A 17,490-nucleotide genomic window follows, 5' to 3' on the forward strand; every position below is an offset into this window, starting at 1 on the left:
GGTGCATCGTGGCAGATCTGAACATCATAGATTCATTCCTGGCGACCTTCATCGCCTATATCGACAGTGGCTTCGGTCTGTTGAAGGGCGATGTCGGCGGTCTCACCAGCATCCTGATCGCCATTGACGTCACCATCGCCGGGTTGTTCTGGGCGCTTGATGGCGAGAACAATGTACTGGGCCGGTTGATCAAAAAGGTGCTCTACGTTGGCACATTTGCCCTCATACTCAATAACTTCAGGACGCTTGCTGACCTGATCTTTCAATCCTTCTCGAAACTGGGGCTGGATGCCAGCGCCAACAGTCTGGCGGCAGCCGATCTGCTCAAGCCAGGCAAGCTGGCGGGCATTGGCTTCGAAGCCTCCCATCCGCTGCTGGAGCAGGTCGCCAGGTTGTCGGGCCTCGATACCTTCATTCCGAATTTCCTGACAATCGTCGTTTTGTTGCTCGCCTGGCTGATCGTCCTCTTGGCCTTCTTCGTTCTGGCCATCCAGCTCTTCATCACCGTTCTGGAATTCAAGCTGACGACCCTGGCCGGGTTTGTTCTGGTCCCCTTCGCCTTCTGGAATAAGACTGCCTTCCTCGCCGAAAGAGTCCTCGGCAATGTCATCACCTCCGGGATCAAGGTCATGGTCCTGGCGGTCATTGTCGGCATCGGGTCCGGTTTCTTCGGACAATTCGTCTCGGCGCTCGGCGGGCAGGATGCCGATATCGCGCAGGCGATGACTCTGGTGCTTGCCTCATTGACCATTCTGGGGCTCGGCATCTTCGGCCCTGGCATTGCTTCGGGTCTGGTGGCCGGCGCCCCACAACTCGGCGCCGGCGCTGCGATCGGAACAGTCGGTGCGGCGGCGGGCGCGGGTATGCTCGCCGGCGGCGCCGTCATGGGGGCCGCCCGCGCTATTGCAGGCGCGGGTGGCTCAGCTCTCGGTGCTTTGAAGGCGGCGACGTCTATGGGGGGCGGCGCAAGTGCCTCAAATTCAGGCGGAAGTTCGCCCTCCGCCCCCTCTGGCGGAAGCTCCGGCGCTGGTGGTGGGCCAGGCGCGGGTGGGGCGTCTGCGCCCATCCGGCAGGCCTCACCTGAGGCACAGCCCGAGTGGGCGAAGAAGATGCAACACGAACAACGGCTGCGCGGCCATCTCCATGCCGCCCAGACCGCCATTGCCTCGGGTGACCAACCCGTCGCCTCCGCCAACCCCGACATCACTCAGAAGGACTAAGCCATGATCTTCAGGCGCGCTGTCCAGCGTTATGGACAAACCCCCGAACCCGTCACGCCCTATCAGCGCGCGGCGCAGGTCTGGGACGACCGCATTGGCGCCGCGACGGTTCACGCCGCAAACTGGCGCGCCCTGGCCTTCGGCGCCGTTACCGTGGCCCTGACCTTATCAGGCGGCATGGTCTGGCTGGCGTCGCAGAACCGCGTCACCCCCTATATCGTTGAGGTCGATAAGCTGGGCGAGGTGAGGGCGCTCGGTCCCGCCACGACACCCTATAACCCAGGCGACGCACAGATCGCCTGGTTCCTCGCGCGGTTCATCACCAACATACGCTCTCTGTCGATCGACCCGGTTCTGGTGCGCCAGAACTGGCTGGACGCCTACGATTTCGCCACCGACCGGGCCGCCGTTTTCCTGAACGCCCAGGCACAGGCCCATGATCCCTTCGCCGGCGTCGGGGAACGAAGCGTCACCGTCTCCGTCACCAGTGTGGTGCGGGCGTCACCCACGTCCTTCCAGATCAAATGGCAGGAGCAGACCTATCAACGTGGCGTCCTTACCGGCACGGCCCACTGGACGGCGCTCATGAGCGTTCAGCAGACGACGCCCCGCCGCGAAGACGTGCTCCGCAAGAATCCGCTCGGCCTCTACGTCAATGAGCTGGCCTGGTCGCAGGACTATGCCGGCGCAACCGATGCCAGTTCTGCCGCTGCCCTGGCATCCTCCGTCTCCATCGCTTCGGAATAAGGAACAATTACATGCGCTTATCAACCATAGTTCTGATATCGGTTTCATCTCTGGCGCTGGGCGCCTGCGCCCAGGCCGAGGCCAGACCCATTCCGTATGGCCACCTGCACAAAGGACGACCGCCCATAACGGCGACACCGGCTGCCCGCGTCGCGGCGGCCAATGCGGCAGCTCTTCAGGAGCCGCAAACAACGGCTTTTCTGAACGCGGTCCAGATCTATCCGTTCATGGAGGGCGCTATCTACAGGCTCTATGCCGCCCCGGAAAAGGTCAGCGACATCGCCCTGCAGCCCGGAGAGCAATTGATCGCGATATCGGCGGGTGACACGGCGCGCTGGCTCATCGGCGACACCTACAGCGGCACTGAGACCACAAAGCAGATCCATATTCTGGTGAAACCCTACACTGCGGGCCTTAAAACCAATCTGGTCGTCACCACGAACAGGCGTACCTACCATATCCAGATGGAGAGCACACAAGCCACAGCCATGACGGTCATCTCCTGGAGCTATCCTGCGGATGATTTAATGGTGCTCCAGGCCGCACAGGTGAAGGCGCAAGCTGCTGCGCCCCTGGCTGCGGGCATTGCAGTCGAGGCCCTTCAGTTTCGCTACGCCATCTCCGGCGGCAAGCCGGCGTGGCGCCCGGTTCGGGTTTTTGATGATGGTGAGCGCGTCTATATTCAGTTTCCGGAAAGTCTGGCGCAAAGCGAGGCCCCGCCTTTGTTTGTTGTGGGCACCGATGGCAAGGCCGAGCTGTTAAACTACCGCGTACGGAAATCGCTGTATGTCGTTGATCGGCTTTTCCGGATCGCCGAATTGCGTCTCGGTGGTAAACACCAGCAGATCGTCCGGATCACCAGAACAGATCCGATCGCGCGAGTAAAGGCGTCGGAGCCTGGCATAGGTGGCGGCCATGACTGAGCCAGCGCCCCAGAAAGTCGATCCGGAAACCCTGGTGCTCCGCGCCCGGCCGAAACGCGTCGTGCGTTTTAAGCGCCATGTCCTTGTAGGGGCCGCGGCGGTCGGATGTTTTGCCCTCATGGGCGTCACATGGCTTGGTCTGCGCGGCCCGATCAAGGCGTCGGTGTCGGCACAGCAGGCTTACGATCCGGATAAGGCTGCGGATAGCCAGAAGCCAAAGCCCGATCGCCTGCAAGCCCTCCCCAAAACCTATGGCGACTTGCCGGCCGGCGTCCCTCAGCTTGGGCCGCCATTGCCGGGCGACCTCGGCAAGCCGCTCCTGGAAGCGAGAGAGCAACAGATGTCGTCGCCGGTCTCATCCTCGGCCAGCCCGGCGACGAACGCGCGGACGGAGCCGGGTCTGTTTTTTCAGGTTCGCGAGCCAGGGAACGCATCCGCGCCGGCGGCCCTTGCATCTGTGGGGGAGGCGGACCTCGCAGCTGCTGCGACACTGAAGGCAGCCTTGTCCGTTCCAGGGGAGACCGACCAGAATGGGCAGGGACACAAGCTTGATTTCGTCGCGGCCAGATCGACGGAGAGCATTTACAATCCCCATGCGGTTCAGACGCCCGCATCGCCTTATCAGGTGATGGCCGGCACCGTTATTTCCGCCAGCCTGATCACCGGCCTCAAATCGGATTTGCCGGGAATGGTCATTGCCCAGGTGACGGCGCCGGTCTTCGATACTGTTTCGGGGCGTATATTGTTGATACCAGCGGGAACGCGGCTGATAGGAGACTACGACAGTCAGGTCTCGTTTGGGCAATCGCGCACCCTTCTGATCTGGAAACGCCTGGTCATGCCTGACGGCTCATCGCTAGAAATCGACAATTTGCCGGCCACAGATACAGAGGGCTATGCCGGCCTGAGCGACCGTGTCGACTACCACACTGTCAGTCTGCTTAAGGGCGTCGGCCTTTCGACGCTTCTCGGAATGGCGGCGCTGGGCGGTAGTTCGGACGACAGTGACCTTGTCAGGGCGCTACGCGAAAGCACCCGCGACACCGCCAACCAGGCCGGCCAGAAGATTGTCGACAAGACCCTGAATATTCAGCCGACGTTGACCGTACGCCCGGGGTGGCCGTTGCGTGTCATCGTCCACAAGGACCTCGTTCTTAAGCCCTATGGAGTCTAACCAATGCCCGAACTTAAACTGGCCCGTTTGCCGGACCGTACACCGGTAAAATTGACGATTACAGTTGGTGCCGAATTGCATCAGTCGTTGCGGGACTATGCCGAGCTGTACAAGGCGGCCTACGGGACGGAAGAGCAAGTGGTCGATCTCGTGCCTTTCATGCTGGAGGCATTCTTGCAGACCGATAGAGAGTTCATCCGTTCTAGCCGAAGGTGACCTGCTGCAGTAACAGGACTTACGTAGCTCTAGCTCTCGGTGAACTCCAAACTTCCATGTAGGACGGCCATTTATTTACTCGACCGAGAGATGAATTTGAATAGAGTGCCATCAAACGGGAATCGTTTAGGGAACTATGGGGCGGTAATGAAATACGCGTACGAGGACTTAAGTCCCGAGCAATTTGAGCACTTGATTGTGCTCGTGTGCCAACATTTGCTAGGTGTCTCTGTAAAAGGCTTTGCAACCGGACCGGACGGCGGCCGCGATGCGAAATTTCACGGGACGGCGGAACTTCATCCAAGTACAGCGAAGCCTTGGAGTGGAAAAGTCATCGTTCAGGCAAAGCATTCCAACGGATATAATCGATCGTTCAGTGAAACAGATTTTTATCGTGAAGGTGGGGACAGTACCGTTATCGGGAAGGAGGTTCCCCGGATCCAGGCACTACGCATAGCTAAAGACTTAGATCACTACATGCTTTTCTCCAACCGCCGTCTTACCGCCGGTGCGGACGCGGACATAACCAAGCATATCGCTCAAAACACCGGCCTGGACGAGAGCTCTGTATATCTCTGCGGCATTGAAACAATTGAAATGCTTCTCAAGAGATTCCCGCAGATTGCCAGTATGGCAGAACTAGACCCGATCGATTCACCGTTAATCGTCAGTTCCGAGGAGTTGGCAATAGTCGTCGAGGCATTTGCTCGTCACCGGTCAGTGGTTGGGGAAGCGTTCGATCCTCCGCCGACCGCGAGGACATCCTACGAAGAGAAGAATCAGCTCAATAATATGTCCGAGGATTATGCTAAGGATCTCAGGCGTAAATTTCTCAAGGAGACAGCTCAGATAAAATCCTTCCTCGGGGACCCGGAAAATCTCGATATTCTCGAATCCTACGAGGCAACTACGGAAGAGTTTCAGGGCAGGATAATCGCTCACCGAAAAGATCACCAAAATTTCGACGCGGTGATGGAATATCTGCTAGGGCTGCTTTTCGATCGGGACGCGGTCCTGCGCCAGACAAAGCACAAGCGTCTGACGAGAGCATTGCTGTTTTATATGTATTGGAATTGTGACATAGGATTAAGTGGCGATGCTGAGGCCGAGTAAACACGCCCATCCGGATAAGACGGTTATCGCGGTCGCGTTGAACCTCCTGAGCCGCCTGCGCAATAAGCGGCTTTGCGAGTACGAAAGTTTACGCAGCTACTCCCGCCGGTCCAAGCCCGGTAGCGACCCATTGTTCCTGCCCGCTTTGAATTTCCTGTATTTGATGGGATTGGTTGAGTACCACCCGAAAACTGACGCGTTGGAATATGTAGGCCGCAATGAAGCTATCTAGGTTCTATTCTGACGACCCGGCGGTTTTCGGTCCGATTGAGTTCCTCGACGGGCTGAACGTCGTTTTGGCCGAGATTCGCCTCCCGGAGAACAAGGCCAAGGACACCCACAACCTTGGCAAAAGCATGTTAGGGCGCCTGCTTGATTTCGGCTTCCTCGCGAAGCGAGATCAGAATTTTTTCCTATTTAAACACATAGATCGTTTCGAGCGCTTTACGTTTTTCCTCGAAATACAATTGACCGATGGTTCCTTTGTGACCGTACGCCGCAGCGCTAGGGATTCATCGAGGATTGCCTTTAAGAAACACGTGGCCAAGTATCAGGATTTTGCATTCCTTCCGGACGACCAATGGGACCATTGCGATGTCGCCTTTGAACGGGCTCAAGAGCTGTTGGATAGTTTCTTGGATTGGCGGGGCTTGAAGCCTTGGGGTTATAGAAAAGGACTTGGATATTTTTTAAGATCGCAGGTCGATTTCCAGGATGTGTTCCATCTTCGCAAGTTTATGAATAAGCATGCGGATTGGAAGCCGTTCCTAGCGCACATCCTCGGTTTCGACGCAGACCTAATCGCCAAGCGATACGAGAAGGAAGCTGAGCTGGCGGCAAGCGAGGCTAGAGCTACCACCATCCGCCAGGAGATGGCGGCACCAGAGGAGAATGCCGGCAAGATCGACGGCATGCTCCAATTGAAGCGCCAGGATGTGGACAAGAAACAGGCCCTTTTGGACAGCTTCGACTTTCGATCTCAAGATAAAGCAAAGACTAAAGAGCTGGTAGATGAAGTTGATCAAACGATTGCCGATCTGAACGCGCGTCGTTACTCGCTAAGCCAAAATAAAAAAAAGGTAGCGAACTCCCTGAAAGAGGACGAGATAATATTTGATCCAGAGGAAGCTAAAAAGCTTTTTCAGGAGGCCGGAGTCTTGTTCGAAGGCCAGATTAAACGTGATTTCAAGCAACTCATCGCATTCAATCGGTCGATCACTGACGAACGACGTAACTACCTGGTGGAGGAGCAGGCTGAAATCGAGGCAGAGTTAAAGGTCGTAAATTCCCAATTGACCACTTTGGGCAAAAAGCGTTCCGAGATGCTAAGCTTTTTGGGGGACACTGATACTTTCAGAAAATACAAGCAGCTCTCAAATGAACTGGTCGTTTTGCGAGCGGATATCACTACGCTTGAACGACAAAAGCTGTCTCTAACGCGTCTCAACGATCTCAAGATTGAAATCCGGAAGCTGGGTGAGGAATGTACCCATCTACTTGCTGAAATAGAGGCAGACCTTAACCACCAAAATGCTCACGAAACCAGTCGTTTCGCAATTATTCGCTCGTATTTTAATGAAATTGTCGAAGCGGTAATTGACCGCAAAGCTTTGCTCAGTGTCACGCTGAATAAAGAGGGGCATATGGAGTTTAAAGCAGAGATTTTGGACGAGGCGGGTAATGCGACAAGTGCGGCCGCTGGTTTTACTTATAAAAAGCTTCTATGTGTTGCATTTGATCTTGCTGTTTTGAGAGCCCATATAAATGAACGGTTTCCCCGTTTTGCCTATCACGACGGGATTCTTGAGTCGCTCGATGATCGCAAAAAGCATAACCTAATAGAAGTGTTGCGAGAGTACACTGATCTCGGCATCCAGTCCCTAATTACTATGATAGACTCAGACCTGCCAGCGCTCGTGGAGGATGAGGAGCCATTATTTGCTACGGAGGAAATTGTCGTGCTGCTTCACGACGAGGGTGAAAGCGGTCGGTTGTTCCGCATGCCCAGTTGGTAGAGGCTTCTAGCCAATCAGGAGGCGAAATCAATGAGCTGCCTGCCTTAAGCTAGGAAACGTTGAGGCCAATTAATGACAGGATGCCAATGCCGATCGACCATGTTTGTCCTCAATGCTTTGGGACTGCCGGCCTTAGGCGCCGAATAGAAAAAATCCGACCGAATTATCCGAAAGAAAGTTGCTCTCTTCACCCCTCACGTAAAGGCGTCCCGATTGAAGCAGTTGCAGAAATCGTCGACGGCGTGTTTCGGGACAATTTCGCTCTGGGAGAATTCTCTCCCCACTGGGGTTCAGGCAAAGGAGATGATCTTCAGGATACTCTTTATTCCCTGACAGAAGCCAACGATGACCAAGTTATTCAGGCCTTGATGGCAGCGCTCGAGGATGGTGATGATTACTGGCCAGGTGACGGCGACGATGCGTTTTACGGCAGCGACTTAACCTATGTTCAAAGCGACCACGCGCTCGAAACCCACAGCCACCTTTGGGACCGGTTTTGCGAGAAAATTGTCTACGAACAGCGCTTCTTCAATTCAGAAGCTCGAACAGAGATAGAGACCATATTCAGCAAGATCCATTTACTGCGTGACTCCCAAGGAAGGCCACCAATACATACGCTACATCCAGCTCGAGTTAATGGCGTCTTCTATCGAGCCAGGATTGCCAACGATGATCAAACTCGAAGTAATATCTATAACGACACTGCCACGCACCTCGGACCTCCGCCACAGCGGCTTCGCCGGGCGGGTCGTATGAACGCGGCAGGGATTTCAGCATTTTATGGGGCGTTCGAACAAAGTACAGCAATAGCGGAACTTCGCCCAGCGGTAGGAAGCGTCGTGGCGGTGACGAAGTTTAGGCTTCTTCAGCCAGTGAACGTGTTGGATATGACGCGTTTTGCGCTGCCAGGCAAAAATGGAGACGTCTTTTCTGAAGATCAAATTCGCCGGCTGGGGCAATACCGATTCATGCAGCGGTTCACTGACGAAATTCGCAAACCGATTTTCGCTTCTGATGAGCACCTTGACTACATTCCCACACAAGCGGTCGCAGAGTATCTTGTTCATAGCCATCGTTATTTTTTTGGAGGAAAACAAAGGGGTATAGATGGCATAATCTATTCCTCTGCACAGTCAAAGAGCGGGCGAAACCTTGTTTTATTCGGTAACGCGGCCTTGGTTGAATCCGCCAAACCGTCGACGATGACGAGGGCTTTAGGTTGGGCGGATAATGAGGAGCGCCTAGCCGTCGTACCTGACAGTCTGAATTTTCACAGAATTACCGAAGCGAGGTTCGGACAGGTTGAATATCAGTACCGACCATCAATATCGCATCTGTATGAAGAGGACGACGACGTTCCTTTTTGACCTGGGGCACTAATCGGCGCCCCTCTGCCTTTTGGCTCGTTTCGGCAGGTGTGGGCGGCGCTGATGATCACATCATCGGCTGAAAAGCTGGGCGCATCGCCAGAATTGTCGCTCTTGCGGGCCGGACGTTCGGCGGCTTTGGCGCAGAGGTGCCGAGCACCGAGCACCGAGCACCGGGCTTTTCAAACGGTTGCCAGTCGGCCGGCAGGGCGTCCAATCCATGGTGACCGTGCTGGCCTTTGCACGTCATTGTTCTGGAGCAATTCAAAAGGCCTTAGTGATCGTCTGTCAGCGCAAGCAATATACTGAATATTGTGGGTTGCACCTCTGACATCCGCCCTGCGGCGTATTTCTGAACCAGAGCGATTGCTTCCTTGGCATTCTGTTGTGACATGGCCAGTTGCCTTTCCAGAACCGCAATCTGTCCATGCCGAAACTCAACTGGTCCTGCATTCACCGGCATGCTTTCCCGTCGTTCGAGCGCGAGTTCCCTGTTTTTATTGACGGACTGAAAATGATTAAAAAGCTGGGTAGAATGCATATCCGCTGCTGAAAAGGCACGGCGGGAGCAGTCGGTTATATATTCGCCAGCCAGCACCCGGATTTTATTCCTGTGACCCGTCCGGATGGCGGCTATCTGCTCAGGTTTGAGGACGGGTTGTGAGGGGGACCTGCCTCTTGCAACGGCACTATTTTTCTCGCCGGCCAATGGGCGCAGACAGGTATCTGTTTCATCCTGAGTCATGTCCCGCCATCCATTTTCGGTGTGACAGGCACCGATTCGAATGGTCTGCGCGGGAACCTCTATACGAATGCGTCGCTGAAACGCGCGCCAGAGGGCAAGCAACTGGTGACGGTCTGACTCAAGCACGTGTCTTTGAGCGTCGCTTGTTGCCTTGTTAAATATCTCCTTTGCATCCTCCGACCACAAAGGAGGGATAAAATGGTCCGGAAACGGATCGAACGCGGCGACCGTAATTAGAACGCGTCCAAGCCCGGAAGCAGGGTGTCCTTCAGGAAGGCGGACGACCGATTGTTCGATCGGAAGATTTTCAGGGAAAGAGATACCAAGGTCTGTGGTGTAGCCCGTAACTATCGCATCGTGAACCTCGCAGCCATGATCAAGAAAACGTAAGGGACGCGCAGACTTCTCACCTGCCACAGCCCGTTCGCCGTCATCGGTGAATACCCCTTTTCGGGGGCGGGCTGAAAGGTCAGTACGACGGTAGATGAAAGGAATATGTCCGCCCATCCAGCCATCATGAGACGCTCCGGGTATTAGAAAAGGACTTACACCAGCCCGACCTCTGTCTCCCGTCCCGTGGTACCAGAGGGTCCTGAATGAGTAGTCATCCGTACGGTCATTGCGTTGTCCGATATCAAAATCCGTCGAGGCGGCGATTGTTTTCAGCCAGGATCCAAGTGCTCGCTCCTCATTCCGCAGAGGGGTGTCGTTCTCCCGCGGAGCCTCATTTACGATCAGCGGCGCCGGAGATCCGGCCGATTTCCAGGTGTTGAATTCGGTGCGCGAATTATCGGGACTGAAGGGCGTGTGTGCCGTCAGCCGGCTTGTCAGCCCGGTGCCCTGACCGGTGATTGGGGTAACGGTGCCGGAGACCCTTCCTTTCATAGCTGTACGGCCAAGTGCCTCCTGAATAGCCCGCAGTTCGTCCGGCGACATCGGTGGCAGTGGCGCGTCGAACACGCCCAGGGCTGCAGCATGATCGGCGATCGCAGCTTCCTGCGAACCGTCGGGCAACAGGCGCCAGATATCGACAAGCAGCGACGATTTAACGGGGGCACCGGCTTTACCCAGGCGGTCAACCCGCCCGATCAGCTGGTCGATACTGTCTATTTCCCACGGGAGGGAAAAGAAGATGATCCCCCGGGATACATAGTGAAGGTTTAGTCCTGCCTGAACCCAGTCACCAACGAGGAGTAGCCGATTTTTTCCTGCCAGGAGAGGTGCGAGGGTTTCCTGAATCTCCTTTAGATTCGTCACGCTTTCGTTGTCTGCTGAGGCCGTTCGCCGCAAAGCGGAAATAGCGCCACTGAGCTCGGGAAAGTATCTGGGCAGGGCCGACTGCAGCATGTCGATTGTCGGGTTGTCACCACAGACGACGATAAATGCACGATCAGGACTCTTAGCCCATTGCTCTGAAAGAATATCCAGTAATGCCTCAAGGCGGCTGTCGCCTGGATCAGTCAAGGATAACTGGAGGGCTTCTTCGGCGCGTTCTCCGAGAGCCCCGCCCAGACCGCTCAGTTCCCGAAGCACCGTCCGCGCTGCACGGGCACTTCGCTGGAGTGCGCGGGCCGCAGTCCAGGCCGATCCCTGCATTCCCTGTGCCGGATCTGAATTCGCCAGAAGAGTGGCGGCAATTTCATATCTCAGCCGTTCTGATTTCAGGGGCAGAATGCGGATCTCGTGATTTCGCCGCTCCGGTAGAAAAGCGGACCAGTCAGTCCGGCTGTTACGGATAACCCGACGCGATGACGCGGCCCGCATAAAGGCCCTGGCGCGGATCGCAGGGTCATCAAAATCGGTAGTTTCAGAGACAGCCAGGGCTTCCCGCTCTTCAAGAAGCTCGTCAATAGATCGTGCTTCGTGTCGCGCGCGCTCACTCAGTTCCGGCTCTATAATGCGGAGCAAAAGTTCGCGCCACGCAGGATCACCAAGTCTGGGCGTTGCAGAAAGCACCAGTACTTCGCGGAAGGTGTCGGCTGCCTGCGCCAGATACGCCACAATCTCGCGCGGCATGGTCTGAGGTTCGTCAATGATCAGAAGGTCGAACGCCCGGGAATCCGCCTCGATCGTTCGCCTCTCCTGGCCTGGCCTGGTTGCCAGATCACGGGCCTGGGCCAGTGTAACCGGGCTGAGATCGCCATCTTCAGGTGAAAGGCCGCCTGCAACCGCCGGCATAACATGTCCCCTGATCCAGCATTCTTCCTGCCACTGTGACAACAGGTTGTCGGGGGTTACAACGAGCGTGCGATGCCCGCGATTTTGCCAGCGCAAGGCATTGACTATCATCAGAGCCTGTACAGTTTTTCCCAGGCCGACTTCGTCGGAAAGCAGATGGCGGATCTGTGTGTCACCCAGAACCCGGCGAACTGTGGACATCTGGAAAGGCAATGGATCGGCCGCCACGCCCAAGGCACCACCTAGCGCAACATTAATCGCGGCAGTTCTACGCCTGAGTGCCTGAACGCCGTTTATGAACCGAAGATAAGTGTCCATCACAGGGCACTCCGGTCCGGGATATCCTGACGGGCAAGTCTGTACCTGAGAGCTGCATAGCGAACAGCGCGAGCGGAATGCGGATCTGACAGACACCTGTTCAGAGTGGCAGGCCAGTCACTTGATTCAATGAGAAGGCGCGGAGAGAGCCATAGCTGGAGCAAAGATCTGAGTTCGGGCCGGCCGAGCCGGCGCATCCCTGAGCGACGGGACGCATCGACATGGCTTTCATCCAGTAAGTCAACCAGATCGTCTTCAGTCAGACCTTCGTAGAACGGATTTCGGAGCGCCTCCCAGCGTGCGGCAGGTAGAATGTAAGGTCGGAACATTGACAGGAGCGGCATGTCGCGGGCTTCAACCAGCGCGCGCTGCCAGTTTGCCTCCGGCCTGCTGATATCGACATCGTCAAATGACTCTCGTCCCGAAGCCTGCTGATGAAGCCGGAGATCTTCGTAGGCCTCTATCACTGCCAGGTCGAGATTATCGGCCACATCTTTCGCCCAGTACTCCAGTGAATGACTGAGGTCGGGAACAATGGCAGTGACACGCGTCAGCAAGCGGTCACGTAAAAACATCCGGTCAGCGCTGTCATCGACAACCGGAAGGTCTTCTCCGGAGATAAGGCCCAGTTGCTGAGCACGGCGCAGCAGCGCACCGTGCTGCGTAAGCGCTGACCGGTCAATTGTTTCGTCTATCTTTTGCCACGCCTTGCCACACAGAAGACCGACCGCTGCAAACTCAAGCTTGTCAGCGACGCTCCGACGGCACCATTCCGTCAGTAAGTTGTCAGCACCGGCCATTTGCCAGGCAAGGCCGGAACGCACGATGTCCGTGAGTCCGGCCGTACCGGCGCGGCTGTCCTGCTCACGCAGGAGCGGAGGCAGATTTACGTCCTGAATGGTGACCGAGCCAGGTCGCATGGCGCCCTCCGGAGACCGGACAATGCCGGCTGGCAAAGCATCCATATCCGGAGCCAGAGGCAGGAGCAGCCTGAAGCCGTCATCCTCGTTTGTGGACGCAAGCAGTGGAGAAGTCGGACTGGCGGAAAGCGATGAAAATGATTTTGTTTCGCCGTCATTCGCGGCCCAGTGATTGTCGACCGGGCTGTAATGTAATTCGCGGGGGACCGGCGGGAGCGAAATTCTTACCGGCAGGAAACCCGGGGCCTCTATAGTCAGCTGCGCACCGGATATTCTGTATGCGTTCTCAGCGAGACCTGCCCGCAGCGGGTCAAAAACCGGGGAGTGGCCTGTCAGAGTTTTCGGGAGCCTGTCAATGACTGTGGCTGAGGAAATTTCGGGATGGCTAGCTGATGTAAGGCGTAGAATGACGCTCACCGAATCAACGGCGACCGGTGCGTGGATTCTTATTTCCAGATTGCCCTTTCTCAGGTCATCCAGAGTGGCTTTGGCCGGCAATACGCTGATTGTTGCCGGCCTCAGTTCCGCTGGCTCAACCATTGCAAAGCTGAGATTTTCGTCGCTTTTGCCATCTGCTGACAGGGGGCGGATCGCGGTATGAGTGCCTGCATCAAGGAAGAATGCCAGTGGTGTTCGCCCGCCCGGCGAGGCCGGGCTCACAGGTCTGTTATTACCTGACGGCTGCGGAAAAGCGATGCTGACGCCTGGCTTTACAAAAACAGGGAAGGTGGTGGAAAATGTTGAACCGGCTCCGGGCATTGGCAGGCCGATAACGCCTGGATCGGTAACGGCTCCGGTAAGCCGGAAGCCCTGCCTGCGCAGATAAGAAGCGTCTGTTTCGACCGATGCACTGAAGCGGCGGAATCGGGGCAGGTCATCCGGGCCGGCCGGAAGGGTTTCAATGACAGAGGCAGAGGCAGGTATCGAATCTCCCGGGAAAATCGCCCGGGCCATCTGATCTTCGTCTTCAACCTGAAAAAACGAGGTTTCGCGGGGCTGCATCTTCCCGAGGATTGGGTCACTGTCGTTGGCCAGCGGCGTCATATCATCGCGACGCAAAGGATTTGACGGAATATTATGCAGGTCGGGGAGGAGGATATCTCCTCCGGCCAGGAACGAATGGAGGCTCACTACGTTGTCTGAACCAGAGACCCGCAGACGGTCATTGAGGATTCTCATCGCTGAGATTACCTCGACCCGGAGGTGCATTGGTAATGCGGGGCCGCGAATAAAAGCCCCGACGGGAACGCCTCCGCTCATTCTAAGAAATAGTCGCGACGCTGGAAAATCAGTCGAGCGCCCGGATTTTCTGACAACTAAACTGCGTGCATCGGCCATAGCGCGCTGCGCGACTGGGTCTTTACGGATGTCCGCATCTATCCGTCGCAGGATCCCTTCAGACAACCAGCCCGTTGCATCCGGTAATAGAAGGCGCCGCATGATTTCAGAAGCTGTGACCTCCTGACGTAACCAGTTCTCAAAGCGTATGCTGCCGTGCCCGGCTGCGAGGATCGCCACCTGATTTAAAAGCGCCTCCGGCTCGTCAGCAGATATACCGGATCTGATCGCACGGCGTAATGCATCTGCAAGTCGGGACTGAATCTCTACAGGTACAAGAGCGTTTCCGACTGGCCATGCGATGAGGGGGAAATGTTGCTCCCACGGACTGGTTCCCGGACGGGCCAGACCGAAAATTCTATGCCCTTCTTCGAAATGTCCTGTCACGCCCAAACGGAACTGATGGTCCGCATCCACCCCGAGTTCAGAGGCCAGTACCGGCCAGAAATCTGTTCCTGTGCCCCTGTATCGATAACCAACTTCCGTGACGACAACGAGTAAGGGCAGGTACCGTTCCAGCCAGATGGGTCTTCGAAGGTCAGGTGCCTCTTCGAGGAAATGACTGAGATCTGCCCGCATCTTCCGAAGACTGATCTCGTCAAGGCCGTGCTCAATGGCATACAGGGGCGCCTTATCCCGCTTCGCGCCCAAGGAATCGAAGTGATGCGCGAGCAGCATGTGACCCGATTTCAGGTTCTCAGCCGCCTTCATTCCGTTTCGCTCACTAATATTTTACCCTTAAAAAGACGGCGAGTGCATCGCTTCTTCGCTATAAAGTTGACTGCGTACAAGCGAAAGGTCAATCATATTTTAGATACAAAATGCGAATCAGCTGTGAATTTTCCACCAGACCTCTCATACGGACTTCTGCCATCTGAATCCGGTCCCGATCTCAGGCGGGCTATTGCCGATCTGGTGCGCAGCTTCGTGCACGCGAGACGAGGGTGCAGCCGTTTTGCGGCTGTTGAATGGGTCGCTCAATTTCTTGATCCGGAAACAAAGTCAGGGATCCACCCGACAATCGCAACTGTCGTAGAAGCGATGTGTGAGGTCAACGACATCGGTTCGGGACAGATGCGTGGTGAGCCTGTGCTCTTTGCATTGCCTGAGCGCCGTGTCGCGCTTCCGGACGGCAACGTAATTGTACTCGGGGACCACGGCATCTTGGACTCCCGCGGTGCCTCGCTACTATTCCCGACGGTGGAGGGGAGCGCTGGAATTAATCTGATCGACCTCTTAGATATGGGAGACAACAAAGTTCCCAAAGGGATGCCCCTGATTCGGAGCGAAGGACGCTGGCCGGAGGGCAAAGACATGCCGTCGGTGGTCCGGCGCGCCCTGATACTTTGCTCCGGGTTTGATCCGGCTACGTCTGCCTGGTCGATGAGTGAAGAGAATGCCGCCTTCCTAAATGAGTGGTTCCGTTCCGGACAGGAAGACGAACCGGAGGCAGGGCCTACGGATGCTGATGGCGATCAGCAACTCATCATTGCCGGCGGTGCCGACCGCCGCGTAGTGGTCGAGGCCGGTCCGGGGACCGGTAAGACGTATGTTGCATGCGAACGGGTAAAGAAGCTCGTAACTGATGATGGAATCGCACCGTCACGTATACTGATGCTAAGCTTCACCCGTCTGGCTGTAGCGGAACTCCGCCGGCGTATTGAGGCAGGTATTTCGGACACACCCGGGCTCGCATCGCTTCAGATTTTTACCTTTGATTCTTTTGCTGCGAGGGTAAATAGCGCTTACGGAAAAAATGTCTCCGGAACATATGAAGGCGGAATACGGAACGCAACGCGGGTTCTGTCTTCGGGCGATTTCCTGGTTGCCGATACTTTATCGCAAATCGAGCACCTTATTATTGATGAGGCTCAGGATCTGGTCGGTGACCGAAAAGACTTGTGTCAGGCACTGTTAAAAACGCTGAACCAGACATGCGGTGTGACGGTCTTCGGTGATTTCGCCCAATCAATCTATGACTATCAGGCAACATCAGGAAGTCCGCAGAACTTTCTTTCGGAAGTTGCTGAGAGACCGGATTTTCAGAGCCAGACCCTTTCGTCGGATCATCGCACGAAAACGGTGTTGTTGAAGGCAATGTTTCGGTCTGTCCGTCAAACACTTCGATTCGGGGGAACAAGAGACGCGTATTTTGAGGTCCGTGAGAAAATTCGCGCAGGTGCGTCCGAAAACGACATCTCTGACTTCAGTTCGCACGCATCAACGACCAGCGGTCTGATCCTGACCCGAAGCCGGGCCGGTCTTAATGCGGCAGCAGAGGCTATGCGCGCGCGCGGGAGACGTTTCAGAATCCATCTGCCGGATCGCCCTCTCAGGGTAGAACCATGGATTGGCGCGGTACTGGGAGGGGTGCCGGCATCTCAGCTGGTATCGCGGGCCATGTTCGGCGCTTTGTATGATGACGTTTATCCGTCATGTGCAAGACCGGAAGACGAGTGCTGGGAAATTCTGAAAGATCTCGACGGAGCAAGCCGCGACACGATTACGGTAGGGCGTGTGGCAGAGGCACTTGAGGAGCCGCCTGTTGAGTTAATAAGCAAGTATGAAGGCGACAGCGGCCCGCTCCTGTCCACAATTCATGGTCAGAAGGGCGCAGAGGATCAGCGGGTGCTGCTGCTGATGACAAGGGCGCCAGCTAAGGATGAAACAAACTGGGGAGAAGAGGCCCGAATTCTTTACGTCGGCGCGACTCGTGCTGTCAGGGAATTGCGAACGGGATGGATAAACCCCGCCAGACTATACAGGAACGGAACACCGGAACGTCATTGGGCACCAAGAGCAGATCATTGGTTGACCGAGGTCGGTCTTGAGGGAGACCTTTTGCCCTGGAGTGTGTTTCAGCAGGCAGGATGTGTCGGCGATACAAAAAAAACGATCGCGGCGATCTGGTCAGCGTCGGCTGCAAAAACGTCAGCCGAGGCGATAACAGACTCAAAAGGTAATCTTATTTTATATTCTTCTGGTGAAAAGATACCTCTCGGGTGTTTCTCGGAAGGGTTTGGCAGCTTTATACAGCGCATGCGCCGGGCAGATCCTGATGCCACTCTGCCGGCACGGATTTCCGGTTTTAATTTTTCAGGCGCGACAACGGTCGTGGTGCCTGGCATTCGTTCGGAAATGCCGGGTCTTTCACTAATGCCCTTGCTGGGCGGATTTGCACATGTCGCGCGTTGACTGAAACAGAGGGAGATTTTG

The 17,490-nt window shown here is 55.9% G+C and carries 12 protein-coding genes; 10 read left to right on the forward strand and 2 right to left on the reverse strand.

The genetic code is table 11. From position 1 onward, the window contains the following. The first annotated feature begins 8 nt into the window (after window positions 1–8). The 9 genes from trbL to VL130_RS12590 all read left to right on the forward strand — a co-directional run bounded on the left by trbL (window position 9) and on the right by VL130_RS12590 (window position 8,775). Window positions 9–1,220 (forward strand): P-type conjugative transfer protein TrbL, encoded by a 1,212-nt coding sequence (gene trbL / locus VL130_RS12550; RefSeq protein WP_325363261.1) that lies wholly within the window; start codon window positions 9–11, stop codon window positions 1,218–1,220. Window positions 1,221–1,223: 3 nt separating this feature from the next. Next, window positions 1,224–1,967, forward strand: coding sequence for a conjugal transfer protein TrbF (trbF, locus tag VL130_RS12555; RefSeq protein WP_325363262.1), 744 nt, complete (start codon window positions 1,224–1,226; stop codon window positions 1,965–1,967). 11 nt (window positions 1,968–1,978) lie between these two features. After that, window positions 1,979–2,890 (forward strand): P-type conjugative transfer protein TrbG, encoded by a 912-nt coding sequence (gene trbG / locus VL130_RS12560; RefSeq protein ID WP_325363263.1) that lies wholly within the window; start codon window positions 1,979–1,981, stop codon window positions 2,888–2,890. Continuing rightward, a complete protein-coding gene (locus tag VL130_RS12565) occupies window positions 2,883–4,064 on the forward strand; it encodes a TrbI/VirB10 family protein (protein ID WP_325363264.1) in 1,182 nt (393 codons plus the stop codon). Before trbG ends, VL130_RS12565 begins: the two co-directional genes overlap by 8 nt. A 3-nt stretch (window positions 4,065–4,067) precedes the next feature. Further along, complete coding sequence (locus VL130_RS12570; RefSeq protein ID WP_325363265.1) at window positions 4,068–4,280, forward strand: DUF2274 domain-containing protein; 213 nt, start codon at window positions 4,068–4,070, stop codon at window positions 4,278–4,280. Between the two features lie 147 nt (window positions 4,281–4,427). Further along, window positions 4,428–5,393: an ABC-three component system protein gene (locus VL130_RS12575; RefSeq protein ID WP_325363266.1), complete on the forward strand. Its 966-nt coding sequence runs from the start codon at window positions 4,428–4,430 to the stop codon at window positions 5,391–5,393. Continuing rightward, window positions 5,377–5,625: an ABC-three component system middle component 8 gene (locus VL130_RS12580; RefSeq protein ID WP_325363267.1), complete on the forward strand. Its 249-nt coding sequence runs from the start codon at window positions 5,377–5,379 to the stop codon at window positions 5,623–5,625. Before VL130_RS12575 ends, VL130_RS12580 begins: the two co-directional genes overlap by 17 nt. Further along, complete coding sequence (locus tag VL130_RS12585) at window positions 5,612–7,408, forward strand: DUF2326 domain-containing protein (RefSeq protein ID WP_325363268.1); 1,797 nt, start codon at window positions 5,612–5,614, stop codon at window positions 7,406–7,408. The genes VL130_RS12580 and VL130_RS12585 overlap by 14 nt, the downstream gene beginning before the upstream one ends. 86 nt (window positions 7,409–7,494) lie before the next feature. Then, window positions 7,495–8,775, forward strand: coding sequence for an RES domain-containing protein (locus tag VL130_RS12590; RefSeq protein ID WP_325363269.1), 1,281 nt, complete (start codon window positions 7,495–7,497; stop codon window positions 8,773–8,775). A 274-nt stretch (window positions 8,776–9,049) separates the two neighbouring features. Here the strand turns inward: VL130_RS12590 and VL130_RS12595 are convergent, their stop codons facing one another. Beyond that, the gene (locus VL130_RS12595; protein WP_325363270.1) at window positions 9,050–12,016 is read right to left on the reverse strand and encodes an SNF2-related protein; all 2,967 of its coding nucleotides are present in this window, start codon (window positions 12,014–12,016) and stop codon (window positions 9,050–9,052) included. After that, complete coding sequence (locus VL130_RS12600; protein WP_325363271.1) at window positions 12,016–14,985, reverse strand: hypothetical protein; 2,970 nt, start codon at window positions 14,983–14,985, stop codon at window positions 12,016–12,018. Before VL130_RS12600 ends, VL130_RS12595 begins: the two co-directional genes overlap by 1 nt. Here VL130_RS12600 and VL130_RS12605 point away from each other — a divergent pair. Beyond that, window positions 14,938–17,469 carry a UvrD-helicase domain-containing protein gene (locus VL130_RS12605; protein WP_325363272.1) on the forward strand — a complete coding sequence of 844 codons (2,532 nt, stop codon included), beginning with the start codon at window positions 14,938–14,940 and terminating at the stop codon, window positions 17,467–17,469. The two genes, VL130_RS12600 and VL130_RS12605, sit on opposite strands and share 48 nt — an antisense overlap. Window positions 17,470–17,490: the final 21 nt, after the last annotated feature.

The sequence above is a fragment of the Asticcacaulis sp. genome, from assembly GCF_035497195.1.
GTDB lineage: Bacteria > Pseudomonadota > Alphaproteobacteria > Caulobacterales > Caulobacteraceae > Asticcacaulis.

Bases quoted from the DNA above. Each gene is read 5' to 3' on its own strand.
- trbF (WP_325363262.1), top strand. From the start codon at position 1,224: ATGATCTTCAGGCGCGCTGTCCAGCGTTATGGACAAACCCCCGAACCC.
- trbG (WP_325363263.1), top strand. From the start codon at position 1,979: ATGCGCTTATCAACCATAGTTCTGATATCGGTTTCATCTCTGGCGCTG.
- VL130_RS12565 (WP_325363264.1), top strand. From the start codon at position 2,883: ATGACTGAGCCAGCGCCCCAGAAAGTCGATCCGGAAACCCTGGTGCTC.
- VL130_RS12570 (WP_325363265.1), top strand. From the start codon at position 4,068: ATGCCCGAACTTAAACTGGCCCGTTTGCCGGACCGTACACCGGTAAAA.
- VL130_RS12575 (WP_325363266.1), top strand. From the start codon at position 4,428: ATGAAATACGCGTACGAGGACTTAAGTCCCGAGCAATTTGAGCACTTG.
- VL130_RS12580 (WP_325363267.1), top strand. From the start codon at position 5,377: ATGCTGAGGCCGAGTAAACACGCCCATCCGGATAAGACGGTTATCGCG.
- VL130_RS12585 (WP_325363268.1), top strand. From the start codon at position 5,612: ATGAAGCTATCTAGGTTCTATTCTGACGACCCGGCGGTTTTCGGTCCG.
- VL130_RS12590 (WP_325363269.1), top strand. From the start codon at position 7,495: ATGCCGATCGACCATGTTTGTCCTCAATGCTTTGGGACTGCCGGCCTT.
- VL130_RS12595 (WP_325363270.1), bottom strand. From the start codon at position 12,016: ATGGACACTTATCTTCGGTTCATAAACGGCGTTCAGGCACTCAGGCGT.
- VL130_RS12605 (WP_325363272.1), top strand. From the start codon at position 14,938: ATGCGCGAGCAGCATGTGACCCGATTTCAGGTTCTCAGCCGCCTTCAT.
- VL130_RS12600 (WP_325363271.1), bottom strand. From the start codon at position 14,985: ATGAAGGCGGCTGAGAACCTGAAATCGGGTCACATGCTGCTCGCGCAT.